The organism is Sphingomicrobium arenosum (assembly GCF_026157085.1).
Taxonomy (GTDB): Bacteria; Pseudomonadota; Alphaproteobacteria; order Sphingomonadales; family Sphingomonadaceae; genus Sphingomicrobium; species Sphingomicrobium arenosum.
This window is the reverse complement of sequence record NZ_JANPVN010000001.1, coordinates 1,836,337-1,857,873: the sequence shown is the minus strand read 5'-3', so window position 1 is coordinate 1,857,873 and position 21,537 is coordinate 1,836,337. Positions and strand designations below refer to the sequence as shown.

The window sequence follows — 21,537 nt, the reverse complement described above, 5'->3', positions numbered from 1 at the left end:
CAAGGGTAGGGCGAAGGAGCCGGATCGATGACCGCGACCCCGCGAGAGGCCTTTGCCAACCAAGTCGACTATTGCCGCGCCAATGGGGCGCCGCTCACTGCCGCGATCGTGAAGGCGGTGTGGGAGGGGCTGGCGGCGGATAGCGCGCTCGGGCACATGATCCACGACTGGCCGCGCGATCCGTTGCATGATGTCGTGCCGCTGCGCGTCGCGGCGGGGGTGCAGGCGCTGCACCTGTCGGGGGCCGCGCCCGTATTGGCGCCGCTCTATGCGGGCGAATTGCGGCGCGAAGAGGTGGGGCCGCTGATTGCCGAGGTGCTGCGAGCGCACGAAGACGCAATCCTGCCGTGGATGAAGGGGCCGCCGCAGACTAATGAGGCGGGGCGCGCGAGCGGACTGATGGCGGGGCTCAAATGGCTCGCGGGACAGGGGCTGGGGCCGCGCTCCGAGCTCATCGAGATCGGGTCGAGCGCCGGGATCAACCTGATGCTCGATCGGTTTCTCATCGATCTGGGCGGAGTGACGCAAGGTCCGGTGGACAGCCCGGTGAAGCTTGCGCCGAAGTGGAAGGGGCCGCCGCCCCCCGATGCGCCGGTCGAGATCGTGTCGGCCATGGGATGCGACCGCGATCCGCTCGATCTCGGACAAGCCGAGGACCGGTTGCGGCTGGCGGCTTATGTCTGGCCCGAGATGAAGGAGCGGACGGCGCGATTGCATGCGGTCTTCGACCTTGCCGAGGCGACGGGCGCGCCGGGAGTGGTTCATGCCGATGCGGCCGATTTCGTCGAGGTGCAGCTGGCTCGACAGCGCGAAGATGGTGTGTGCCGGGTGCTGATGCACAGCCTCGTGTGGCAATATCTGACCGAGGCGACGCAGGCGCGGATCGGCGCGGCGATGGAGGCGGCGGGCGCTGCCGCGACGCCCGCGCAACCCTTGGCGTGGATCAGCCTCGAAGGAGACCGGACGCTGCTGCGCCATGTCCTCAAGGTGCGCTGCTGGCCGGGCGGCGAGACGGCGGCGACGCTTGCGCACGGGCATGCGCATGGCGGGTGGTTCGACTGGCTAGCCGAGGAAGTCGGCTAGCGCCCTGGCGACGGGTTCGGGCTTTTCCCACGGGACGAAATGGCCTGCGTCGTCGATTTTCTCGATGGTGAGGTCGTCGACGAGCGCATCGAGGCCGTCCAGCTGGCAGGGCAGCAGCGCGGGGTCTTTCATGCCCCAGACGACCAGCGTGGGGATGCGGATCTGCGGTACGCCCGCCAGCATCCAGTCGGGATAGGGCACGTCCTCTTCATCCATGTCGGGGACGATGATGGGGCCAGCGCGATACCAGGCGAGCATGGCCTCGAGGGCACCCTCGGCGCTCCATTGGTCGATATAGGCTGCACGCTCTTCATCGCTGATGATCGACAGGTCGACATGGGGGGTGAAGCTCTTCTCGAAGAAGGTGTCCCAACCCATGGCGCGGATCTGCTCTTCCATGCCGGTGGCGCGGAAGGCGCGCATATATTGGCTGGCGGCGCGCTGGGCGGGGTCGTCGATGAGCGTGCGCTGGAAAATGAGCGGATGGGGCGAGTTGATGATCGCGAGCTTGCTGATGTGCGGGCCGCCGCGCAGCGCCGCCGCCCAGGCGACCGCGCCGCCCCAATCGTGGCCGACGAGGTCGAAGCTGTCGTGCCCCAGCGCCTCGGCGAGCGCGAGCAGGTCGGCGATGACCTTGTCGGTGCGATAATCCTCGATCCGCTCCGGTTTGTCCGACCCGCCGAAGCCCCGCTGGTCGGGCATGATGAGGCGGAACTTGCCCTCCAGCAGCGGCACGATGCCGCGCCAGGTGCGATGCGATTCGGGAAAGCCGTGGAGGAGAATGACGGGCGGCGCATCCTCGGGGCCCGCGGTCGCGACGTTCAGTGTGACCCCGGTCGACAGCCGGATGCGCTCCGCGTTCAAAGCTCTCCGACCACCACCGCGTTCGGCTCGCCCGGCAGCGAGGGCGGGCCCGGCACGGGTTGATAATATTGCATCGTCAGGACCGGTGCGGCGGGCGATGGCGATGGCATGTAGCGCAATACCCACTGCGGGCGCGGAACGGCATCGTCGATGCCCGTGTCATTGACGCTCAGTTGATAGAAGGCGCCGTTGCGCCCGCCATAGGGCTCGAGCTTCCAGGCGTCGTCGAGATCGATGCTCTTCAGCGTCGCGTGGACGTCCTCGCCGCATTTGCCCTGCAGGGTGTCGTCGCGACAATAGAGACCGGCTTCTGGCGCGCCGGTCTGCCGCGCGCGGATCTCCTCGATCTCGGCAAGCACACGGCGTGCATTTTCAAGGTCCGCAGGGCTGTCGACGAGCACCCAGCCGTCGGAGCCTTCGCACGAATCGCCCGGTCGGAAACTCAATTCGGCCCGGACCCGGTGTAGTCGCACGGCATCGCTCGATCGGTCGCTGCCGTCGAAGCTGGCGATGTAGCTGCGACGCACGCATCGTCCGTCGGAATCGGCGGCGCCCTCTTCGGCGAGCCGGATGGAGGAAATACGACCGTCGCTTCTAAAAGCGATGCGATGCCCGGAGATGGGGCCATGATCCTGGCCGAGGATGAGATCGGCAAGAGCGCTGCTATCCATCGTTTCGGCCTGAGCGGCGGTGAGATCGACATCGGGTGCAGCAATCGCGGGGGCGGCGATCGAGGCTGCGGCGATCATGGCGGCAAAGGTCATCGGGCATTACTCCTGCAGATGAGCGACAGGGTTCAGCACCGCATGGCGGCTGTCAAGCTCAGGGATAGCTAACCGTCTTGGGGACCTCGGGGATGGGGATGCGCTCGTCCTCGTCGCCGGGGACGACGGGAAAACGGTGGGCGTTCCAGTCCTCCTTTGCCTGTTCGATCCGGTCGCGGCTGGAGGAGACAAAATTCCACCAGACGTGACGCTTGGTCGAAAAGGCTTCGCCGCCGAGGAGCATGGCGCGGCCCGTACCCGCCAATGTCATCGGCTGGCCGGGGGCGAGGATGTAGAGCTTGAACGGCTCCAGCGGCTGATCATCGAGGGTCATGCTGCCCTCGGTGACGAGCACGGCGCGTTCGTCCGCCTCGGCGTCGATCGGCATGGACGCGCTCGCGAGGATGATGTCGGCGTAGATGGTCGGGCTGTGTTGCGGCGTGGCGGCGGTCTTGCCCCACAAGGTGCCCATGAGGACGCGGGCCGAGGCCTTGCCATCCTCGATCAGGGGTAGCTGGTCCTCGGTGATGTGATCGAAGGCGGGGTCGACCTCTTCCTTGCCGTCGGGCAGCGCGAGCCAGGTCTGCATTCCGTAGAGGCGGGGGCCGGCGTCGCGTTCCTCCTGCGGGCTGCGTTCGGAATGGACGATGCCCGTGCCCGCGGTCATGAGGTTGACCGCGCCGGGGCGGATGACCTTGTGGGTGCCAAGGCTGTCGCGATGCCCGATCGCGCCTTCGAAGAGGTAGGTGACGGTAGCAAGGTTGATGTGCGGGTGCGGGCGCACGTCCATCCCCTCGCCCGTTTCCATCTGCGCGGGGCCGAATTCGTCGACGAAGATGAAGGGGCCGACCATGGTGCGCGGGCGGCTCGGCAGGACACGGCGGACCTTGAAGCTGCCGAGATCGTGGACGGACGGGGCGATCTCGACGAGGTCGGTCATGCGGGCGGTTCCTCCGTGGTACGGGCGCGAATGGCGAGGGCGTGGATGGGATTGTCCATCAGATCACCCAAGGCCTTGTAGACCAATCGCTGGCGCTGAACGCGGTTGAGGCCGACGAATTGCGCCGAGGCGATGTCGAGCGACCAATGTGTTTCGCCCGAACCGTCATCGCCCATGTGACCGGCGTGCTTGGCGCTGTCATTGTCGAGCTGGAGATGAGTGGGCTCGAGCGCCTCGGTCAGGCGGCGGATGATCTCTTGGCTGGTATTCCCGGTCATGGCTCCCATATAGGCGGGCGAGCGATGAGACCCAAGCGACACGAGAAATTTCATGGCCGCGTCGAAGGCGCGGGCCAGCGCTGCGGCGTTCCGGGGTGCCGGGAGCCGGGGGAGTTTCGCGCGCCGCTGACGCCCGGCAATTTCGACGGGCCGGGCGAATATCGGATGCTGTGCCTCGACCATGTGCGCCAGCATAATAGCGCCTATAATTATTTTTCCGGCATGAGCCCGGAAGAGATCGAGGAGGCGCAGTCGCCCATTCCGCGGCGCGAGGATCATGGAAGCGGCAAGCGTTTCTCCTTCGCCGATGCGGGCGATCCGGGACCGCGCTGGGCCGATTTCGAGGATCCCTTGGATGCCATCGCGGCGCGCTTCAAGACGGGCGCGTCGATGCGCGAGGCGAGCCAGCGCTCGCGCTTTTCGGCGGCCGAACAGGAGGCGCTTCATGTGCTGGGGCTCGGGATGGACGCCGACCTTCATGGCGTGCGCAAGGCCTATGCCGCACTGGTCCGTAAATATCATCCCGACCGCAATGGCGGCGACCGGCGGCACGAGGCGCGGCTCACCGCCGTGATCCAGGCCTTCCAGAGATTGAAGAAAAGTCCGGTTTTCGCCTGAGGGCTACCAGCGGCCGCTCGCCATGACTTCCTGCCGTGCGGCTTCGCGTGCGCTGGTGGACGGCGGAGCGACATCGAGGCATTCGACGGGGCCCGCCACGTCGTAGGTGGCGATGAGATTGCCGCCCGACGTGACCTGTTGGTGGGTCGGTTCGAGCGTGCGTGGCGGCGTGGCACCGCCGAACCAGCGCTTGCCGCTGCCGAGGACGACAGGAAAGATCATCAAGGTCAAACGGTCGAGAAGGCCTTCCGCCAGCAATTGGGGATAGAGCGTGGTGCTCCCCTGGATGACGAGGTCGGGGCCGTCGGAAGCTTTGAGGGCGCGAACCGCAGCCATGTCGGCAAGCGGCGCGCTATTGACCCAGTCGAGATCGGCGCCGCCACGGGTCAGCACATATTTGGTGCAGGCGTTAAAGGGGTCGCGGATCGCGGCCTGTTCATCGCCGACATAGGGCCAGTAAGAAGCGAAGATGTCATAGGTGCGCCGCCCCAGCAGCAGGTCGAAGGGCCGGCCGAACAGGGTGTCGATGGTCTGGCCGATTTCTGCATCGAAATGCGGGGCGAGCCAGCCGCCATGCTCGAAACCTTCGGTCGGATCCTCGGACAGGCCCCCCGGCGCCTGCATGACACCGTCGAGAGAGACAAAGGCGGCACCGTGAATTTGACGCATCTCATTCCCCCCGTGCGGCCGCCTCGAGCGCCGAGATGTCGAGCTTGACCATCTGGCCTATCGCTTCGAAGACGCGGCGCGCCTTGTCCCGGTCGGGGTCGTCCAGCAATTGGTTGAGCAAGCGCGGCGTAACCTGCCACGAAAAGCCGTATCTGTCCTTGCACCAACCGCACATCACCGGCTCGCCGCCATCGGCGATGAGCGCCTCCCAAATGCGGTCGGTCTGTGCCTGGTCGTCGGTCTCGACCATGAAGCTGACCGCCATGTTGGGGGAGAAGTCGGGACCACCGTTCAAGAGCTGGGCGGGCCGGCCAACTAGCGTCATGTCGACGAGGATGGTGTCGCCGGCCTTGCCATTGGGCCAATCGCCCGGCGACTTCACCACCCGCTCGATCGACGTGTCGGGCAGCGCTTCGGCGTAGAAGCGGGCCGCCTCTTCGACCCCGCCGTCGAACCACAGGACGGTGATGATGTCGGGAGCCATCAGCCGCCGGCCTTGCGCGGGCCGAGGAGGGAGAACATCGCGCCCTCGGGGTCGAGCCCCTGGAAGACGAATTCCCCGCCCGGAATTTCCATCGGCCCGTTGATGATCTGGCCGCCCTCGTCCTTCACCGTGGCGGCGGCCGCGTCCACGTCGGGGACGCGGAAATAATAAGCCCAGAGCGAGGCGGGCATGGCGTCGGGCTTCTTCATCATCGCCCCGAACATGAAGTCGCGACCCTCGCCGTTGCGAACCATCTGGTAGGTGCCCATCGGCCCCATATCCATCGCCTCGGCCTTCACCCAGCCGAACAGGGCCGAATAGAAAGTTTGCGCCGCCTCGGGATCGGCGGTGACCAGCTCGTTCCAGGCGCAATGACCATCGCGCGGCTCGGTCGCCGCGAAGGCCTGGCTCGGCTCGTCCGACTGGCCACGCATGATGTAGAAGGGGGCGCCCTGCGGATCGCTGCAAAAGGCGAAGCGTCCGACGTCGGGGATGTCCTGGGGCCCCGTCAGCACGGTGCCTCCGAGGTCGGCGACCTTCGCGGCGGTCCTGTCGACATCGTCGACGCCGATATAACCGGCCCACATGGGGCGCGCGCCACCCTTCTGCATCTCGGGCGTCAAGGCCATCAAGCCACCGACAGAGGGACTGTCGGGGCCGAACAACCGATAGTCCATTCCCGCCTGGCCGCTGTCCTCGAAGCGCCAGCCAACGACCTTTTGATAGAAGCGCTGCGCCGCATCGGCATCGCTCGTCATCAGTTCGTACCAGATGAAATCGCCATGTTGGTTTTGCATCGGATGCTCCTATGCCCGTTCATCAACAATGGTATTGAAGCCACCATAGATCATGCGCTTTCCATCGAAGGGCATGGCGAGCTTCTTCCACCGATCGTCGGTGTCCATGCTCGCATCGCAACGTTCGCTGGATTCCTTGTCAGGCCATAGGATCCAACTGAAGACGACCTCCTCGCCCTCTTGAAGCGCGACCGCGCGATTGAAGTCGGTCAGCTTGCCGTCGGGGACTTTGTCGCCCCAGGCTTCCACCTGCGCGATGGCACCATAATCCTTGAACAGCGGCCAAGCCTGTTTGGCCGCTTCGATATATTCCTCCTTGCGACCGGTTTCGACCGGGACGAGGAACCCGCTTACATAGGTCATGCTTCTTCTCCTTATTCAGGCGGACGGCATTTCGGCTATGGCGGCGGCGTCCATCCACACGGTCTCCCAAATATGGCCGTCGGGATCCTCGAACGCGCCACCGTACATCGGCCCCTGCGCCTTGGCAGGGCGAGGCTCGTTGCCGCCGGCGTCGCGCGCGGCGCGGTGGATGGTATCGACGGCGTCCTTGCTGTCGAAGGTCAGGCAGAGCAGCGCGCCGCTCGTCGTGCGCGCATCGATGATCGCCTTGTCGGTGAAGGTCGCATAGAATTCATGGGGCAGCAGCATCACGGTGATCGCCTCCGACCAGACCATCGCCGCCGCCTTGTCGTTCGAGAACATCGGGTTTCTCTCGAAGCCCAGTGCCTCGTAAAAGGCGGTGGAGGCGGCGAGGTTCGAGATCGGCAGGTTGATGAAGATCGACTTGGTCATGGAGGTGGTTCCTTCTTCGAGTCGAACAAGGCATAAGGGCTGTAGTTGAAAATCACAACACAACGGTTACATAAAGTAACAATGAAGCGACCGGACGAGATCAAGCGACGTTATGACGATGCCTGCGGCACGGCGCATGCGCTCGAGCTCCTGGGCGAGCGCTGGACGCTGCTCGTGCTGCGCGAGCTGATGCTAGGGCCGCGGCGCTTTTCGGATCTGCGCGAGGATCTGCCGGGTATTTCCGCGCGGGTGCTGACGCAGCGGCTCGCCGAGATGGAGGCGAAGGGGCTGGTGGTACGCTATCGCCTGCCGCCGCCCGCGAGCGTGCAGGTCTATGACGCGAGCGACTGGGGCCGCGAGGCCGAGCCGATCCTGCAGACGATGGGACGCTGGGCGGCGCGCAGTCCGGGGCATGATCCGAGCCTGCCGATCAGTGCGGTGTCGGTACTGCTGAGCTTTCGCACGATGATCGATGGCGAGCGGGCAGGCGAGCGCGACGGCGTCCTGCGGTTCGTCTTTGGCGAGCGCGTCTATACCGGCACGATCGCGGCTGGCCGCTTCACCGTGGCGGCGGGGGCCGACGCCGCGCCTGACGTGACGTTGGCGGGCGCGCCCGAGCAACTGGTCGGGGTGGCCTATGGCGGCGCACCGCTCGAATTGCTCGGGGTCGAAGGCGATGCCGAGCTCGCGCGCTGGTTCTTCTCGCTCTTCGCCCTGCCAGAGAAGGTCACGGGCTGAAGACCATTGTTGTCGGATCGGGCCTGAGCCCCTAAGTCCACCTCCATGAACGATCCGATGAACGCGCCCATTGAAACCAGCGAAGAGCTGCTCCTGCCCGCCCCCGACATCGAGGTGAGCGTGCGCGACACCTTCGGCATCGACAGCGACATGATGGTGCCGGCCTTTTCCAAGGCCGACAGCCGCGTGCCCGATGCCGATCCCGCCTATGTGTTCGATCCCGACACGACGCTGGCGATCCTCGCGGGCTTCGCGCACGACCGGCGGGTGATGGTGCAGGGCTATCACGGAACGGGCAAGTCGACCCATATCGAGCAGGTCGCGGCGCGCCTCAAATGGCCGCTCATCCGCATCAACCTCGACGCGCATATCAGCCGCATCGACCTCGTCGGGCGCGATGCGATCGTGCTGAAGGACGGCCAGCAGGTCACCGAGTTCAAGGAAGGGCTGCTGCCCTGGTGCCTGCAGCACCCCGTCGCGCTCGTCTTCGACGAATATGACGCCGGGCGTCCCGACGTGATGTTCGTCATCCAGCGCGTGCTCGAGACCGAAGGAAAGCTGACGCTGCTCGACCAGAATCGCGTCATCAAGCCGAACCCGTGGTTCCGCCTGTTCGCGACGACCAACACCGTGGGCCTAGGCGATACGACGGGCCTTTATCACGGCACGCAGGCGATCAACCAGGGCCAGATGGACCGCTGGAACATCGTCACGACGCTGAACTATCTGCCCGTCGAGACCGAGGCGCGGATCGTGCTCGCCAAGTCGGGCGAGTATGACAAGCCCGAGGGCAAGAAGACCGTCGAGCAGATGATCAAGGTCGCCGACCTGTCGCGCCAAGGCTTCATCAACGGCGATATCTCGACCGTCATGAGCCCGCGAACGGTGATCAGCTGGGCGCAGAACGCGCTCATCTTCGGGGACGTCGGCTATGCTTTTCGCGTCTCTTTCCTCAACAAGTGCGACGAGGCCGAGCGCCCGGTGATCGCCGAATATTTCCAGCGCGTCTTCGGTGAGGACCTGCCCGAGAGCGTGGCGAGCCGCGCGGGCTGATGCCCGACGTCGATAATCTCGACCTGTTTCGCCGCGCGCTGACCGGCGCGGCGCGGGCATTGGCGCGCGATGAAGAGCTCGAGATTTCCTTTGCCGAACAGGGCAAGTCGGGCGAGGGGCGCATCCCTTCGCCCGGGCGCGACCTTGCGCCGGCGCTGGTCGCCGAGGCGCGCGGCGCGGCCGATGCGCTGGCGCTCAGCCACCGCTTTCACGATGCGCCCGCGCACCTTCGCCGCGCGCCCGCAGATGTCGAGGCGCGGGCGCTCTACGATGCGCTCGAGACCGCGCGGGTCGAAGCGCTGGGCGGGCGCGAATTTCCGGGTGTGAAAGGCAATCTTGCCGCCCATGCCGAGGCGCGGGTGCGCGTGTCGCCGCTGATGCGCGCGCGATCGCCCGAAGAGGTGCCGCTCGAGATAGCGGTGGGGTTGCTGGCGCGCCAGCGGTTGACCGGCGAGCCGCCGTCCGAGGCGGTGCAGCGCAAGCTCGATCTCGTGCGCGAGACGGTGGAGGGCAAGGCGGGGGAAAGCCTCGATGCCCTGGCCGAGGCGCTCGATGACCAGGAGGCCTATGCTGCGCTCGTGCGCAAGGTGCTGGCAGATCTCGATTTCGAATTGGACGAGGATCAGGACGGCGAGGCCGAGGACCCCGAGGACGGCGAGGACGAACAGCCGCCCGAGGAGGGCGGCGACGAGGGCGAGGACAGCGAGGAAGAAGAGGACGCCTCCAAGGACCAGGGCGAGCCCGAACAGCGCCCCGAGGAGCACGAGGGCGAGGAGGACGGCGCCGCCGATATGGAGGACGCCGACCTGCCCGAGGCAGGCGAGGATGCCGATGCCGCGCACGAGCCGCAGCAGGGTCGTCGCCCCGATTGGTCCGAGGCGCCCAAGGCAGGCTACAAGGTCTTCACCACCGCGCATGACGAGATCGTCCATGCCGAGGAATTGTGCGACGCCGACGAGCTCGATCGGCTGCGCACCTATCTCGACGGGCAGGTGGCGGGGCTGGCAGGCGTCGTCACGCGGCTCGCCAACCGGTTGCAGCGCAAGCTGATGGCGCAGCAGGCACGCAGCTGGGACTTCGACCAGGAGGAAGGCATGCTCGATGCCGCGCGGCTGGCGCGCGTCGTCGTGTCGCCGACCCACAGCCTGTCCTACAAGATCGAGCGCGATACCGAGTTCAAGGACACGGTCGTCAGCCTGCTGATCGACAACAGTGGCTCGATGCGCGGGCGGCCGATCTCGATCGCGGCGATCTGTGCCGACGTGCTGGCGCGCACCTTGGAGCGCTGCGGGGTGAAGAGCGAGATCCTCGGCTTCACGACGCGGGCGTGGAAGGGCGGGCTTTCGCGTGAAGATTGGCGCGCGGCGGGCTGTCCGCCGCAGCCGGGGCGTCTCAACGACCTTCGGCATATCGTCTACAAGCAGGCCGACGAACCCTATCGCCACGCGCGCCGCCCACTGGGGCTGATGATGCGCGAGGGATTGCTCAAGGAGAATATCGACGGCGAGGCGCTGATCTGGGCGCACCAGCGACTGATCGCGCGGGCCGAGGAGCGGCGCTTGCTGATCGTCATCTCGGACGGCGCGCCGGTCGACGATTCGACCGGATCGGCAAATTCGGGCGCCTATCTGGAAACGCATCTGCGCCAGGTGATCGACTGGATCGAGAGCAAGAGTCCGGTGCAGCTGGCCGCCATCGGCATCGGCCATGACGTGACGCGCTATTACAAGCGAGCGGTGACGATCATGGATGCCGAGCAATTGGGCGGCGCGCTGATGGACCAGCTTGCGGGGCTGTTCGACGTCGAGATGCGCTGAAAAAAATATGGGCCCGGACAACCAAGGTCGACCGGGCCCCCCTCGTTACGCGACGCGAGGGTTTTGCTGGACAGGGAAAAGGGGAAAAACCCTGTCTATGCAGATGCTTATAAGTGATTCGTGCAGGCTGGGGACTGAATAGGACATGCAGCATTGGTTCAGGCTCGCGAGCGCCGCGCTGCTGCTGGGCACGATCCTCCTCTATGATCGCTACGACACGCGGATCCATCGCTGGAGCCCGCCGCTGCGCGAGGGCGTGGTGGTGCAGCCGCTCTCGCCCGTTCGCATCGGCGCGGCAGAACCGCCCGGCTGGCGACTAGGTGCGGCGTGGGAGGTGGTGCCGATGAAAGGCGGCGTGCGCGGTCTGTCGGGGCTCGATATGGATGACGAAGGCAGGCTGGTCGCGGTCAGCGACCTCGGGATCGGCTATCGCTTCGAGGCGCCCGAGGCCGGGGCGGAAATGGTCGCCATGGAACGCTTCGCTCTCGCCGAGATCGGCTGGCCGTCCGATGCGGAAGCGATCGCGCAGATGGGCTCGCGCCTCGTCGTCGCCTTCGAGGGTACGTCGCGCCTGCTGGTGCGGCAGGGCCGGTTCGAGCGGCTCGAGGTGCCGCCGGGATTCGAGGAGGGCAATCGCGGGATCGAGGCGATCTTCACGGGCCGCGACGGTGCGATCTGGACGATCGGCGAGACGGGGGATCGCGCGGCGCGGCGGATGGGGGCGCGGTTCGAGCCGGTGGAGATCGGCGGCAGCCGCTCGATGCCGACGGGCGCGGCGCGCTGGCCGGGGCGCGAGGACGGGCTCTTGCTCGAACGGGCGATCACGCCGTTCGGCCTGCGCTCGACGATCGCGACGCTATCGGTCGCGGGTGACGCGCTCAGCGTCGGTGCGCCGGTACCGCTCGGTTTCAACTTGCTCGACAATCCCGAAGGCTTGGCGATCGCGCGGCGCGACGGTGGCGGCTATCACGTCTGGATCGTCACGGACGACAACGGGCGGGCACCGCAGCGGACCCTGCTGGTCCGTTACGATGTCCCGCCCGATGGCTGGCCGTTCGGCGAGGATGCGCGCTCCGAATAGGAACGGGCGCGGGCGCTTAGGCCTGCGCGGCCTTCGCCTTGGCGATTTCGCGCTTCAGCTTGGCAGCCTTGTCCGACAGCTTGGCGCTGTTGGTCTTGAGGAGCCAGTTGTCGAGACCGCCATTATGCTCGACCGAGCGAAGACCGTGGGTCGACACGCGCAGCTTGACGCGGCGATCGAGGGTCTCGCTCTGAAGCGTGACGTTCTGCAGGTTCGGAAGGAAAACCCGCTTGGTCTTGTTGTTGGCGTGGGAAACGTTGTTGCCCACCTGCCGGCCCTTGCCGGTCAGTTCGCAGACGCGCGACATAATCTTCGTCCTGTGTCGGTTGGGGGCCGACGAGGCCCCGGAAAGCGCTGCCACCTAGCCCGACCTGTCGCGCAGGTCAACCGATTCGCCTCGGACTCCGTCCTATGTCGGCAACCCGACGCAGGGAATTGGCGTTTTTCCAGTAAATCACAGACACTAAGGAGAGCGCCGTGCGAGCGTTGATTGCCGTTATCCTATTATTGTTGATCGCCACCGTGATCGGACTCGGCTTCGGTGTCATCGGCACCCAGAGCGAGCGCGGACGCGCCGCCACGCCGACCATCGCCAATGATGTCATCGTCGATCTCGGCGAGGATGGGGAGGCCTTCGAGGTCGAGGCCGGAACGCAGGAGCCGGGCGCAAGCCAACCGATGGTTGCCGAGCGCGACGACGCTGCTTCTGAAGAGCTGCCCGCCGAAGAGGTCGAAAAAGCGACGCCGGTCGCCGCCGGTTCCTGATCGGCCATTTATTGAAAAAGGTGACAGCGGGCGGCCTGCCGGGCTAGCTGCGGCGATGGCCGTTTTTCCCCTGCCCCCTGCGCTTCGCCAAGCGCTCGACCTCGCCGCCCAAGCGGGCGAGGCGGGCGAGGTGCCAGTGGGCGCGGTGGTGACCGATGCCGAAGGGCGCGTGATCGCCAGCGGCGAAAATCGCATGCGCCGCGACGCCGACCCGACCGCCCATGCCGAAATGGTCGCGATCCGTGCCGCCTCGCACGCGCTAGGGAGCGAGCGATTGGTCGGGTGCCAGCTGTACGTCAGTCTCGAGCCCTGTGCCATGTGCGCCGGAGCGATTGCCCATGCCCGGATCGACAAGCTCGTTTATGCGGCCGAGGATGTGAAGGGGGGAGCGGTCGCGCACGGCCCGCGCTTCTTCGCGCAGCCGACCTGTCATCATCGCCCCGAGGTGATGGCGGGGCCGGGCGAGGAGGAAGCGCGCGCCATGCTAAAGGACTTTTTCGCCGCGCGGCGGTAAGGGCCCGGCCGGCCGATCACGGAAAAAGGCTCCCGATCCCTGAAGGACCGAGAGCCTTTTCCACCCCTGCAAGAGGGGTTGGTGCCTGGTGGCGTCGAGCGGTTTAATAACCTGCCGAGTTGACGTCATTCTGGGTGACGGGGACGACCTTGATTTCCACGCGGCGGTTTTGCGCGCGGCCATATTCGGTCGAATTGTCGGCTATCGGCTGGGTCTCGCCATAACCGACGGTCGCCATGCGGGCCGACTGCACCCCGCGCGAGGCGAGATAGTCGCGCACCGCGACGGCGCGATTGACAGAAAGAGTCTGGTTGTAGCTGTCGGTGCCGCTCGAATCGGTGTGGCCCATGATGTCGATATAGGTCGAATCATAGGTCGTCAGCGTGGAGGCGATCTTGTCGAGCGTCTCGCGATGCTGCGGCTGGATGTCGTAGCGGTTGACGGCGAAGTTGATCGCGTCCTCGTCCATGCGCAACAGGAGTTCGTCGCCATCGCGGATGACGTCGACGCCGGTGCCGGCGGTGGCACGGCGCATGTCCTGCTCCTGCTTGTCCATATAGGCACCGACCGCGCCGCCCGCGACCGCGCCGACGCCGGCGCCGATGATCTTGGCAGTACGATCGTTGCGGCCGCCGAGGATGTCGCCGGCGAGATAGCCGAGCACCGCGCCCGCGGCGGTGCCGATGCCCGCCTCGGTCGAGATGCGACGCTCGCCGGTGACGGCATCGGTGGTGCAGGCGGCGGTGCCGAGGCCCGCGACCACGGCAAGCGCGGTCATCTTATGCGTGAATTTCATTGGAAAACTCCCTTGGAAACTTATCTGTCGGGCAAAGAAAGAGCCTTCGTCCTCGATAGTTCCATCCATGCCACTGTCGGAACGTTTCGGAACCTCAACTGAACGCATGCGCTTGTCGGATCGTCGTTAAGGCGGCAAAAGGCGAGACATAACGACCATGACATCCCCCGATCCCTTCCCCGTCCTCGACCTGTTCGTGTTGCTCGCGCTCATCGGGCTCAATGGCGTGCTCGCCATGAGCGAGCTGGCGATCGTCTCGGCGCGCCCGTCGCGACTGCGTTCGCTGGCCGAACAGGGATCGAGCGGCGCGGCGCGGGCGCTCGAACTGGCGAGCGAGCCGGGGCGCTTCCTGTCGACCGTGCAGATCGGCATCACGCTGATCGGCATCCTCGCGGGCGCCTATTCGGGGGCGACCTTCGGCGAACCGGTGGCACAACGGCTCGAATTGCTGGGCATGGACGAAACCACCGCCGACAGTATCGGTTGGGGCCTTGTCATCCTGCTGACCACTTACGTAAGCCTCGTGATCGGCGAGCTGGTGCCCAAGCAAATCGCGCTCCGAAACCCCGAGCCGATCGCGTCGATCCTGTCGCGTCCGATGGCCTTCCTCAGTCGCGCCACCGCGCCGCTCGTCTGGGTGCTCGACAAGACCTCGGCGCTCATCTTCAAGCTGGCCGGATTGAACCGCGAGAACGACCAGGCGGTGACTGCCGAAGAACTGCACCTCGTGGTTGCCGAGGCGCAGTCGGCCGGCGTCCTCGAGGAATCGGAGCGCGCGATCATCTCCTCGGTCGTGCGGCTCGCCGACAGGCCGGTGCGCGAGATCATGACACCGCGCACCGAGATCGACTGGCTGGCCGCCGATGCGAGCCTTGCCGACATTCGCGAAGAATTGTCGAATACCCCGCATAGCCGCCTGCCGGTCGCCAATGGGTCGGTCGACGATATCGTCGGCATTGTCTCGGCGCGCGACCTCTTGGACGCCATGCTCGACGGGCAGCAACTCGACCTCACCGCGCTGGCGCGACCGGCGCCGATCATTCCCGACCTGATGGATGCGATGGACGCGCTGGACGTGCTCCGCGAGGCGGAGGTGCCACTGGCGCTGGTGCATGACGAATATGGCCATCTCGACGGCATCGTCACGCCGGGCTCGATCCTCATCGCGCTGGCGGGCAGCTTCAAGAATGACGAGGACGAGGAAGAGCCGGTGCGCGCGCGCGAGGACGGGTCGTGGCTCGTTTCAGGGACGGCCAATGCCGAGATCCTCGTCGAGAAGCTGGGACTGAAGCTCGACGAGGACCGCGACTATTCGACCGCTGCGGGGCTCGCGCTGGCGGTGCTGCGGCGGCTGCCCGAGGAGGGCGAGAAGTTCGCGTTCCAAGGCTGGGTGTTCGAGATCGTCGACATGGACGCGCGCAAGATCGACAAGCTCATCGCCTCGCGTCAGAAAAAGCGCCGCAGGAAGGTTCCCGCGACGCCCTCTGCCTAGGCAGGCGTTCGCCTAGAGGTTGCCGAACTTGGCCTGGTAGCCGTCCGTATCGCCGCGCGCGAGATAGTCGGCCTGTTCGACGACGCGGTCGCGCTCGAGACGGCCCTTGAAGCTGCCCAATTTCTCGTCGATCTTCTCGATCTGTGCGGGGGTCAGCTTGGCGAGTTGGTCGTATCGGGTGATGCCGAGGCCGTTCAGCGCGGTGGCGAGCTTGGGACCGACGCCCTTCAGCTTGCGCAGGTCGTCGGGTTCGCCGGTCGCGCCGGGGAGCTCCTCGTGGACTTCGGCCTGCATGAACTGGCCGGTGACGTCGCTCAGGCCCGCCGCAGCCTCGTCGACCAGCCCGCGTCCTTCCTTGGAGCGTGCGTCGGTGACGATCGGCTTGGTCTCGCTCGCCTGCATGTGCGGGCGCTTGGGTGCGCTGTCTTCGCTCAACGTCACGCGCTGCTTGGGGCGGAAGATGAAGAAACCGGCGACCAGCCCGATGAGCAGGGCGATGACAATGACCGGCCAATAGGCCTCGATGAGCGTTTGCATTGAGTGGCTCCTCAGATCTCGAAACGATAGGGGTCGCGGGGGCGACCGAACAGGAAGAAAGCGGCGAACAGGCCGAGCCCGAAGGCGGCGAGCGCGGTGAGTTCGACCTCGACGATGAGGGGGAGTAGCGGGGCGCTCTTCACCCTGTTGCCGCCGGGGGGCACGTACCAATGGACGGCCTCGACCTGCGGCAGGCCCGACAGGATGCGGGCCAGTTCCTTGCGCTGGAAATCATCGGCCTCGCCGGTCAGCCATAGCCGCCGCGTCAGCGGCGCGCGTTCGACGAAGGGCGTGATCTCGGGCATCTCGTAATAATCGAGGTTGAGCCGCGCCAGTTCCTCGGTCTCGAAGGTATAGCGCGCGCCCGCCTTGCCGACCGGTCCGTGCCACAGCGCGGAGGCAAGAACGACGAGGGCGACGGCAAGGAGGAAAAGGAGGCGCGGCTTCATCGCGTGCCTTCTGTCACGCCTCCATGCGCTTTCGCAAGCCCCACCAGCTCGACGAATTCGCGGCGCCACGCGCTGGCCCCGCGCTGGTCGCCCGCCAGCGCTTCGATGTCGCCATGGTCGTAGCTGCCGAGCAGCGTGTCGCCGCGCAATTTCTGGGCGAAGGCGGCGACGGCGGCCTGGAAGGCGAAGTCGCCCTCGGGCGTGCGGGCGCGTTCGAGCGTGCGCACTGTGATGGGGCGTTCGATGAGCGAAGAGCGCGCCTCGCCCGGCAGCTTGTAGCGCAGCTTGACGAAGGCGGCTTCCTGGCCGGGATCGCCGCTGGTGGTCGGGGCGGTGGCATAGCGGCGCTCGGGCATCCAGCCTTGATCGCCGGCGAGGACGAGCTCGTAGAGCGCGGTGACCTGGTGACCCGCGCCGATGTCGCCCGCATCGACCGTGTCATTGTCGAAATCCTCCTCGCGAAGGGCGCGGTTCTCATAGCCGATGAGGCGATATTCGGCGACATGGGCGGGGTTGAACTCGACCTGGATCTTCACGTCGCTGGCAATGGTGAAGAGGGTGGAGGAGAGTTCCTGTCGCAAGAGCTTGTCGGCCTCCAGCTCGCTGTCGACATAGCCATAGTTGCCGTTGCCGTAGTTGGTCAGCGTTTCCATCATCGCGTCATTGAGGTTGCCGCGACCGTAGCCGAGCACAGTGAGCGTGATGCCGCTGTCGCGCTGTTGTTCGATGAAGTCCTTCAACCGATCCTTGTCGGTGATGCCGACATTGAAGTCGCCGTCGGTGGCGAGGATGACGCGGTTGATGCCGCCCTCGACGAAGCTGGAGCGCGCTGTCCGATAGGCCAGTTCGAGCCCCGCCGCCCCCGCGGTCGAGCCGCCCGCGCGCATGCAGTCGAGCGCGGCGGCGACGGCGGCCTTGTCGGCGGTCGGCTTTAGGACGAGCCCCGTGCGGCCCGCATAGACGACGATCGAGACGCGGTCGTCGGGGCGCAGATTCTCGGCGACCTGTTTCAGCGAATAGCGGACGAGGTCGATCTTGTCGCCGCGTGACATCGACCCCGAGACGTCGACGAGGAAGGTGAGGTTGGCGACGGGGCGCTCCTCGCGCGGCAGGTCGTAGCCGCGGATACCGATACGCAACAGGCGGCTGTTCGCGTTCCACGGGGTTCGCGCGGCGTCCATCGCGACCGAGAAGGGCTGGGCGCGGTCCGTCGGGGCGGGATAATCGTAGCGAAAATAATTGAGGAATTCCTCGGTGCGGACCGAGGCGCTGGGGGGCAGGTCGCCGTCTTTGAGGAAGCGCCGCGCGTTGGAATAGCTCGCCGTGTCGACGTCGACCGAGAAGGTCGAGACGGGGGTGTCGGCGACGCGCTGGACGCCCGAGACTTCCTCGCCGTCATAGCGTTCGGTGTCGGTAGGGGCGGGCGCGATGACGCGCGACCCGGAGATGGCGATCGCGTCGGCCGAACTTTTCGCGGTGGGCGGTGGGGGCGGCGGAGGCGGCGGGGGCGATGTCGGTGCAGTGGGCATGACCATCACCGGCGAGGCCGATTCGTACACGGGGCCTTGTCGCGATCGCATCGCTTCCCGCCGCCGCGTTTCGTGGAGGTCGCACACCACGTCGGGATGCCTGCTCGCCTCCTGAGGCTTGCCCTGCGCCTGTGCGGTTGTCGCCATGGCGAGCGGCGGCACGGCATATGAAGGGCTCAGCGCCAGCGAGAGGCCGACGGTAAGGGCGAGAGTTCGAGCGGACATGGCGGCAACTCCTCTACTGATGTGATAGTGTTACATCAGTAACAAGCGCTGTCGTCAAGTCCGGTCGGTTCTGTCCCGCCCAAGTTCGCGCCAGCCGATGTCTCGGCGCGAAAAGCCGTCGGCAAACTCGATGCGGCCGAGCGCGGCATAGGCCGCGTCGCGCGCATCGGCGAGACTTTCACCCGCCGCGGTGACGTTGAGGACGCGGCCGCCATTGGCGACGAGCTGACCGTCGTCATTGCGCGAGGTGCCGGCCTGGAAGACGATCGCGCCCTCCTCTTCGGCCGCCTCGATTCCGTGGATCGCGCCACCCTTGGTGGCGCTGGCGGGATAGCCCTTGGAGGCGACCACGATCGTCATGACATGGGCATCCTCGAGCTCGATCGCTTCCGCGCTGCCGAGATCGCCCTTGGCGACAGCGAGCAACGCCGCGGCGAGATCGCCCGCGATGCGCGGCATGATCGCCTGGCATTCGGGATCGCCGAAGCGGACATTATATTCGATGAGCTTGGGACCCTCGGCGGTGAGCATGAGTCCGGCATAGAGGACTCCGCGATAGGCCATGCCCTGCTGCTCGAGCCACTGCGCCGTTGGCGCGACGATCTCGCGCATCGCCTGCTCGGCGAGCGCGTCGGTGAGGACGGGGGCGGGGCTGTAGGCGCCCATGCCGCCGGTGTTGGGGCCGGTGTCGCCCTCGCCGACGCGCTTGTGATCCTGTGCCGAGGCGAGGAACTGCACCGAGCTGCCGTCGCACAAGGCGAACAGGCTGGCTTCCTCGCCGTCGAGGAATTCCTCGATCACGAGCGGGGCATCGCCCGCCTCGCGCACCGCTTCCTCGGCCTCTTCGCGGGTCATGGCGACGGTGACGCCCTTGCCCGCCGCGAGGCCGTCGGCCTTGATCACGACGGGGATGCCGAAGCGGTCGAGCGCGGCCATGGCGGCCTCCACGCTGGCGGTCTCGCAATAGGACGCGGTGGGGATGCCAGCATCGTCGCAGATGCGCTTGGTGAAGCTTTTCGAGCCCTCGAGCATGGCGGCGCCCTTGCCGGGACCGAAGCAGGGAATGCCGGCTTCGGTCAGGAGATCGGCGAGCCCGGCCACGAGCGGGGCTTCGGGGCCGACGACGACGAGGTCGGCGTCGATGCCCTTGGCGAGCTGGACGGTGGCGGCGAGGTCAGAAAGGTCGAGCGCATGGACCTCGTCGGCCCAGCGCGCCATGCCGGGATTACCCGGCGCGACGTGCAGTTCCTCGCAAGAGCCGCATTGCGAAAGTCGCCACGCCAGCGCATCTTCGCGTCCACCCGAACCCAAGAGCAGGATCTTCATCATCGCCTCCAAGCCACCCGTTTCCGGCCTGTTAGCGTCCGAAAGCCCCGGCGACAATTCGCCAGCACAGGGCGTCGGCGAATTGTCGCGTGCATTGAAGCGCACGGTCGAGGACCGGTTCGGCCATGTCAGGGTGCGCGGCGAGATCTCCGGCTGGAAGCGCGCTGCCTCGGGGCACTGCTATTTTACCCTGAAGGACGAGGACGCCTGCATCGATGCCGTCCTGTGGAAGGGGCAGGCGGGGCGGCTCGCCTTCGCCCCCGAGGATGGCGCCGAGGTCGTCGCCTCGGGCAAAGTGACGACCTATCCGGGGCGGTCCAAATATCAGATCGTCGTGGGGTCGATGGAATTGGCGGGCGAGGGCGCGCTGATGGCGCTTCTCGAAAAACGCAAGAAACAGCTGGCGGGCGAGGGGCTGTTTGATCGCGAGCGCAAGAAGTCGCTGCCTTATCTGCCGCGCGTCATCGGGGTGGTGACGAGCCCGACCGGCGCGGTAATCCGCGACATCCTGCACCGGCTCGAGGATCGCTGTCCGACGCATGTCATCGTCTGGCCGGTACAGGTGCAGGGCGAGAGCGCGGCCGGACAGGTCGCCGCCGCGATCCGGGGATTCGATGCGCTGGACGGCAGCGGGCCGGTGCCGCGACCCGACCTCCTCATCGTCGCGCGCGGGGGCGGGTCGATCGAGGATCTGTGGGCCTTCAACGAGGAAGCGGTGGTGCGCGCCGCCGCCGACTGTTCGATCCCGCTGATCAGCGCGGTCGGGCACGAGACCGACGTGACGCTGATCGACCATGCCGCCGACAAGCGCGCGCCGACCCCGACGGCGGCGGCCGAGATGGCGGTGCCGGTGCTGGCCGACCTGCAGGGCTGGCTTGGCGAATTGGATCGCCGCGCGCGCGAGCGGATGGCGCGGACGGTGCGCGAGCGCGGTGACCGTCTGGACGAGATGGGCGAGCGATTGCCCAAGCCCGCACGACTGGTCGAACGCCCGGCGCAGCGGCTGGGCGAGGCGGTGCGGGGCCTGCGCTCGGGGCTCCGCCTGCGCGCGCAGGCGGCGGAGACGCGGCTCGGCACGGTGGCGGCGCGGCACCAGCCGGCGCTGCTCGAACGGCAGGCGAGGGATGGGGCGACCCGGCTCGACAATGCTTCTCAGCGATTGGTGCAGGGGTTGCGCCAGGGCCGGGCCCGGGGCGCCGAGCGGCTCGAGATGGCGAGCGGGCGGGCGCTGCCCGCACTGCGCCAGCGGGTACGCCGCGCAGAAGAGCTCAGCGCCTCCGTGTTCGCGCGACTGCGGCCCGAGCCGGTGCGCCGCGCCTTGGCCGATGAACAGGTGCGGCTCGACCGCCTGTGGGACATGGCCCGGCTGGTTCACCCAGAGCGGTTGCTCGACAAGGGCTATGCGATGGTGTTCGGCGCCGACGGGCAGGTGGTGACGAGCGCAGCGGCCGCGCGCGCCGAGCCGCGGCTGACGCTCAAGTTCAAGGACGCGGCGCTGGGCGTGGTGCCGGGCGATGGCGCCGACGCGCGTGACAAGGCTGCTCGTCCCGTTGCGAAATCGGCGCGGATTGCCTATCGCGGCGCCAAGACACGGGATGACGGCAAGCAGGGCGGCCTGTTCGACCATCCCGACCAAGACGGAGAGACCTGATGTTGCTGGGCGGCGGACGCGAGGCGCGGATCCAATATGACGATGCGACCTTTCGCCTGATCAGCCACGGCGACCATGTGCTGTGCGCGGTGACGGGCACTCGAATTCCGCTCACCGAGCTCAAATATTGGTCGGTGGCGCGGCAGGAGGCCTATGTGGATGCTCACGCCAGCCTCGAGGCCGAATGCCGCGCCCGCGGCGGTGCCATCGGCGGTTAACCAACGTTTACAACTGATTTCGGCAGTTTTCCGCCTGTGTCGGTTAGGACACAC

At 66.6% G+C, this 21,537-nt stretch carries 26 protein-coding genes; 11 read left to right on the top strand and 15 right to left on the bottom strand.

The genetic code is table 11. The features are described 5' to 3' along the window. The first annotated feature begins 27 nt into the window (after positions 1-27). Positions 28-1,083, top strand: a complete 1,056-nt coding sequence (locus tag NUW51_RS09335; protein WP_265587247.1) for a DUF2332 domain-containing protein — start codon at positions 28-30, stop codon at positions 1,081-1,083. Here the strand turns inward: NUW51_RS09335 and NUW51_RS09330 are convergent. Genes NUW51_RS09330 through NUW51_RS09315 form a run of 4 tightly spaced genes read right to left on the bottom strand, consistent with a single transcriptional unit; the run spans position 1,063 to position 3,929 of the window. Then, the gene (locus NUW51_RS09330; RefSeq protein ID WP_265587246.1) at positions 1,063-1,947 is read right to left on the bottom strand and encodes an alpha/beta fold hydrolase; all 885 of its coding nucleotides are present in this window, start codon (positions 1,945-1,947) and stop codon (positions 1,063-1,065) included. The genes NUW51_RS09335 and NUW51_RS09330 overlap by 21 nt on opposite strands. Beyond that, positions 1,944-2,711, bottom strand: a complete 768-nt coding sequence (locus NUW51_RS09325) for a hypothetical protein (protein ID WP_265587245.1) — start codon at positions 2,709-2,711, stop codon at positions 1,944-1,946. Before NUW51_RS09325 ends, NUW51_RS09330 begins: the two co-directional genes overlap by 4 nt. Before the next feature lie 58 nt (positions 2,712-2,769). Then, entirely contained in the window at positions 2,770-3,651 is an 882-nt protein-coding gene (locus NUW51_RS09320; RefSeq protein WP_265587244.1) for a pirin family protein, read from the bottom strand. Further along, the gene (locus NUW51_RS09315) at positions 3,648-3,929 is read right to left on the bottom strand and encodes a BolA family protein (protein WP_265587243.1); all 282 of its coding nucleotides are present in this window, start codon (positions 3,927-3,929) and stop codon (positions 3,648-3,650) included. Before NUW51_RS09315 ends, NUW51_RS09320 begins: the two co-directional genes overlap by 4 nt. A gap of 24 nt (positions 3,930-3,953) precedes the next feature. Between NUW51_RS09315 and NUW51_RS09310 the strand changes: the two genes are divergently transcribed. Further along, on the top strand, positions 3,954-4,547 hold the full coding sequence (locus NUW51_RS09310) for a J domain-containing protein (protein ID WP_265587242.1): 594 nt from the start codon (positions 3,954-3,956) through the stop codon (positions 4,545-4,547). A 3-nt stretch (positions 4,548-4,550) separates the two neighbouring features. Here the strand turns inward: NUW51_RS09310 and NUW51_RS09305 are convergent, their stop codons facing one another. Genes NUW51_RS09305 through NUW51_RS09285 form a run of 5 tightly spaced genes read right to left on the bottom strand, consistent with a single transcriptional unit; the run spans position 4,551 to position 7,292 of the window. Beyond that, positions 4,551-5,216, bottom strand: a complete 666-nt coding sequence (locus NUW51_RS09305; RefSeq protein ID WP_265587241.1) for a dihydrofolate reductase family protein — start codon at positions 5,214-5,216, stop codon at positions 4,551-4,553. 1 nt (position 5,217) lies between these two features. Then, on the bottom strand, positions 5,218-5,700 hold the full coding sequence (locus NUW51_RS09300; protein ID WP_265587240.1) for a VOC family protein: 483 nt from the start codon (positions 5,698-5,700) through the stop codon (positions 5,218-5,220). Beyond that, entirely contained in the window at positions 5,700-6,497 is a 798-nt protein-coding gene (locus NUW51_RS09295; protein WP_265587239.1) for a VOC family protein, read from the bottom strand. The genes NUW51_RS09300 and NUW51_RS09295 overlap by 1 nt, the downstream gene beginning before the upstream one ends. A 9-nt stretch (positions 6,498-6,506) precedes the next feature. Continuing rightward, positions 6,507-6,860 (bottom strand): DUF1428 domain-containing protein, encoded by a 354-nt coding sequence (locus NUW51_RS09290; protein WP_265587238.1) that lies wholly within the window; start codon positions 6,858-6,860, stop codon positions 6,507-6,509. A gap of 15 nt (positions 6,861-6,875) precedes the next feature. Beyond that, entirely contained in the window at positions 6,876-7,292 is a 417-nt protein-coding gene (locus NUW51_RS09285; RefSeq protein WP_265587237.1) for a VOC family protein, read from the bottom strand. Positions 7,293-7,373: 81 nt separating this feature from the next. Between NUW51_RS09285 and NUW51_RS09280 the strand changes: the two genes are divergently transcribed. From NUW51_RS09280 to NUW51_RS09265, 4 genes are all read left to right on the top strand, one after another. Then, positions 7,374-8,030 carry a winged helix-turn-helix transcriptional regulator gene (locus tag NUW51_RS09280; protein WP_265587236.1) on the top strand — a complete coding sequence of 219 codons (657 nt, stop codon included), beginning with the start codon at positions 7,374-7,376 and terminating at the stop codon, positions 8,028-8,030. Between the two features lie 57 nt (positions 8,031-8,087). Next, on the top strand, positions 8,088-9,083 hold the full coding sequence (cobS, locus tag NUW51_RS09275) for a cobaltochelatase subunit CobS (RefSeq protein WP_265587235.1): 996 nt from the start codon (positions 8,088-8,090) through the stop codon (positions 9,081-9,083). Beyond that, positions 9,083-10,900 carry a cobaltochelatase subunit CobT gene (gene cobT / locus NUW51_RS09270; RefSeq protein ID WP_265587234.1) on the top strand — a complete coding sequence of 606 codons (1,818 nt, stop codon included), beginning with the start codon at positions 9,083-9,085 and terminating at the stop codon, positions 10,898-10,900. Before cobS ends, cobT begins: the two co-directional genes overlap by 1 nt. 145 nt (positions 10,901-11,045) lie before the next feature. Next, positions 11,046-11,981, top strand: a complete 936-nt coding sequence (locus NUW51_RS09265; RefSeq protein WP_265587233.1) for an esterase-like activity of phytase family protein — start codon at positions 11,046-11,048, stop codon at positions 11,979-11,981. A gap of 16 nt (positions 11,982-11,997) precedes the next feature. Here the strand turns inward: NUW51_RS09265 and rpmB are convergent, their stop codons facing one another. Further along, positions 11,998-12,288 carry a 50S ribosomal protein L28 gene (gene rpmB, locus NUW51_RS09260; RefSeq protein WP_265587232.1) on the bottom strand — a complete coding sequence of 97 codons (291 nt, stop codon included), beginning with the start codon at positions 12,286-12,288 and terminating at the stop codon, positions 11,998-12,000. A gap of 170 nt (positions 12,289-12,458) precedes the next feature. Between rpmB and NUW51_RS09255 the strand changes: the two genes are divergently transcribed. Continuing rightward, entirely contained in the window at positions 12,459-12,746 is a 288-nt protein-coding gene (locus NUW51_RS09255; RefSeq protein WP_265587231.1) for a hypothetical protein, read from the top strand. Between the two features lie 55 nt (positions 12,747-12,801). Further along, on the top strand, positions 12,802-13,260 hold the full coding sequence (locus NUW51_RS09250; protein WP_265587230.1) for a nucleoside deaminase: 459 nt from the start codon (positions 12,802-12,804) through the stop codon (positions 13,258-13,260). Between the two features lie 103 nt (positions 13,261-13,363). Here the strand turns inward: NUW51_RS09250 and NUW51_RS09245 are convergent, their stop codons facing one another. Then, positions 13,364-14,056 carry an OmpA family protein gene (locus NUW51_RS09245; protein WP_265587229.1) on the bottom strand — a complete coding sequence of 231 codons (693 nt, stop codon included), beginning with the start codon at positions 14,054-14,056 and terminating at the stop codon, positions 13,364-13,366. A 157-nt stretch (positions 14,057-14,213) separates the two neighbouring features. Here NUW51_RS09245 and NUW51_RS09240 point away from each other — a divergent pair, with 157 nt between their 5' ends. Further along, positions 14,214-15,548: a hemolysin family protein gene (locus NUW51_RS09240; RefSeq protein WP_265587228.1), complete on the top strand. Its 1,335-nt coding sequence runs from the start codon at positions 14,214-14,216 to the stop codon at positions 15,546-15,548. Between the two features lie 12 nt (positions 15,549-15,560). Here the strand turns inward: NUW51_RS09240 and NUW51_RS09235 are convergent, their stop codons facing one another. Genes NUW51_RS09235 through purD form a run of 4 tightly spaced genes read right to left on the bottom strand, consistent with a single transcriptional unit; the run spans position 15,561 to position 19,614 of the window. Further along, positions 15,561-16,085 carry a hypothetical protein gene (locus NUW51_RS09235; RefSeq protein ID WP_265587227.1) on the bottom strand — a complete coding sequence of 175 codons (525 nt, stop codon included), beginning with the start codon at positions 16,083-16,085 and terminating at the stop codon, positions 15,561-15,563. Positions 16,086-16,096: 11 nt separating this feature from the next. Continuing rightward, the gene (locus NUW51_RS09230; RefSeq protein ID WP_265587226.1) at positions 16,097-16,534 is read right to left on the bottom strand and encodes a hypothetical protein; all 438 of its coding nucleotides are present in this window, start codon (positions 16,532-16,534) and stop codon (positions 16,097-16,099) included. Next, positions 16,531-18,288 (bottom strand): vWA domain-containing protein, encoded by a 1,758-nt coding sequence (locus NUW51_RS09225; protein WP_265587225.1) that lies wholly within the window; start codon positions 18,286-18,288, stop codon positions 16,531-16,533. Before NUW51_RS09225 ends, NUW51_RS09230 begins: the two co-directional genes overlap by 4 nt. 54 nt (positions 18,289-18,342) lie before the next feature. Continuing rightward, positions 18,343-19,614: a phosphoribosylamine--glycine ligase gene (gene purD, locus NUW51_RS09220; RefSeq protein ID WP_265587967.1), complete on the bottom strand. Its 1,272-nt coding sequence runs from the start codon at positions 19,612-19,614 to the stop codon at positions 18,343-18,345. Here purD and xseA point away from each other — a divergent pair. Next, a complete protein-coding gene (xseA, locus tag NUW51_RS09215) occupies positions 19,613-21,265 on the top strand; it encodes an exodeoxyribonuclease VII large subunit (protein WP_407696356.1) in 1,653 nt (550 codons plus the stop codon). The genes purD and xseA overlap by 2 nt on opposite strands. After that, positions 21,262-21,483 (top strand): DUF2093 domain-containing protein, encoded by a 222-nt coding sequence (locus NUW51_RS09210; RefSeq protein ID WP_407696355.1) that lies wholly within the window; start codon positions 21,262-21,264, stop codon positions 21,481-21,483. Before xseA ends, NUW51_RS09210 begins: the two co-directional genes overlap by 4 nt. Positions 21,484-21,537: the final 54 nt, after the last annotated feature.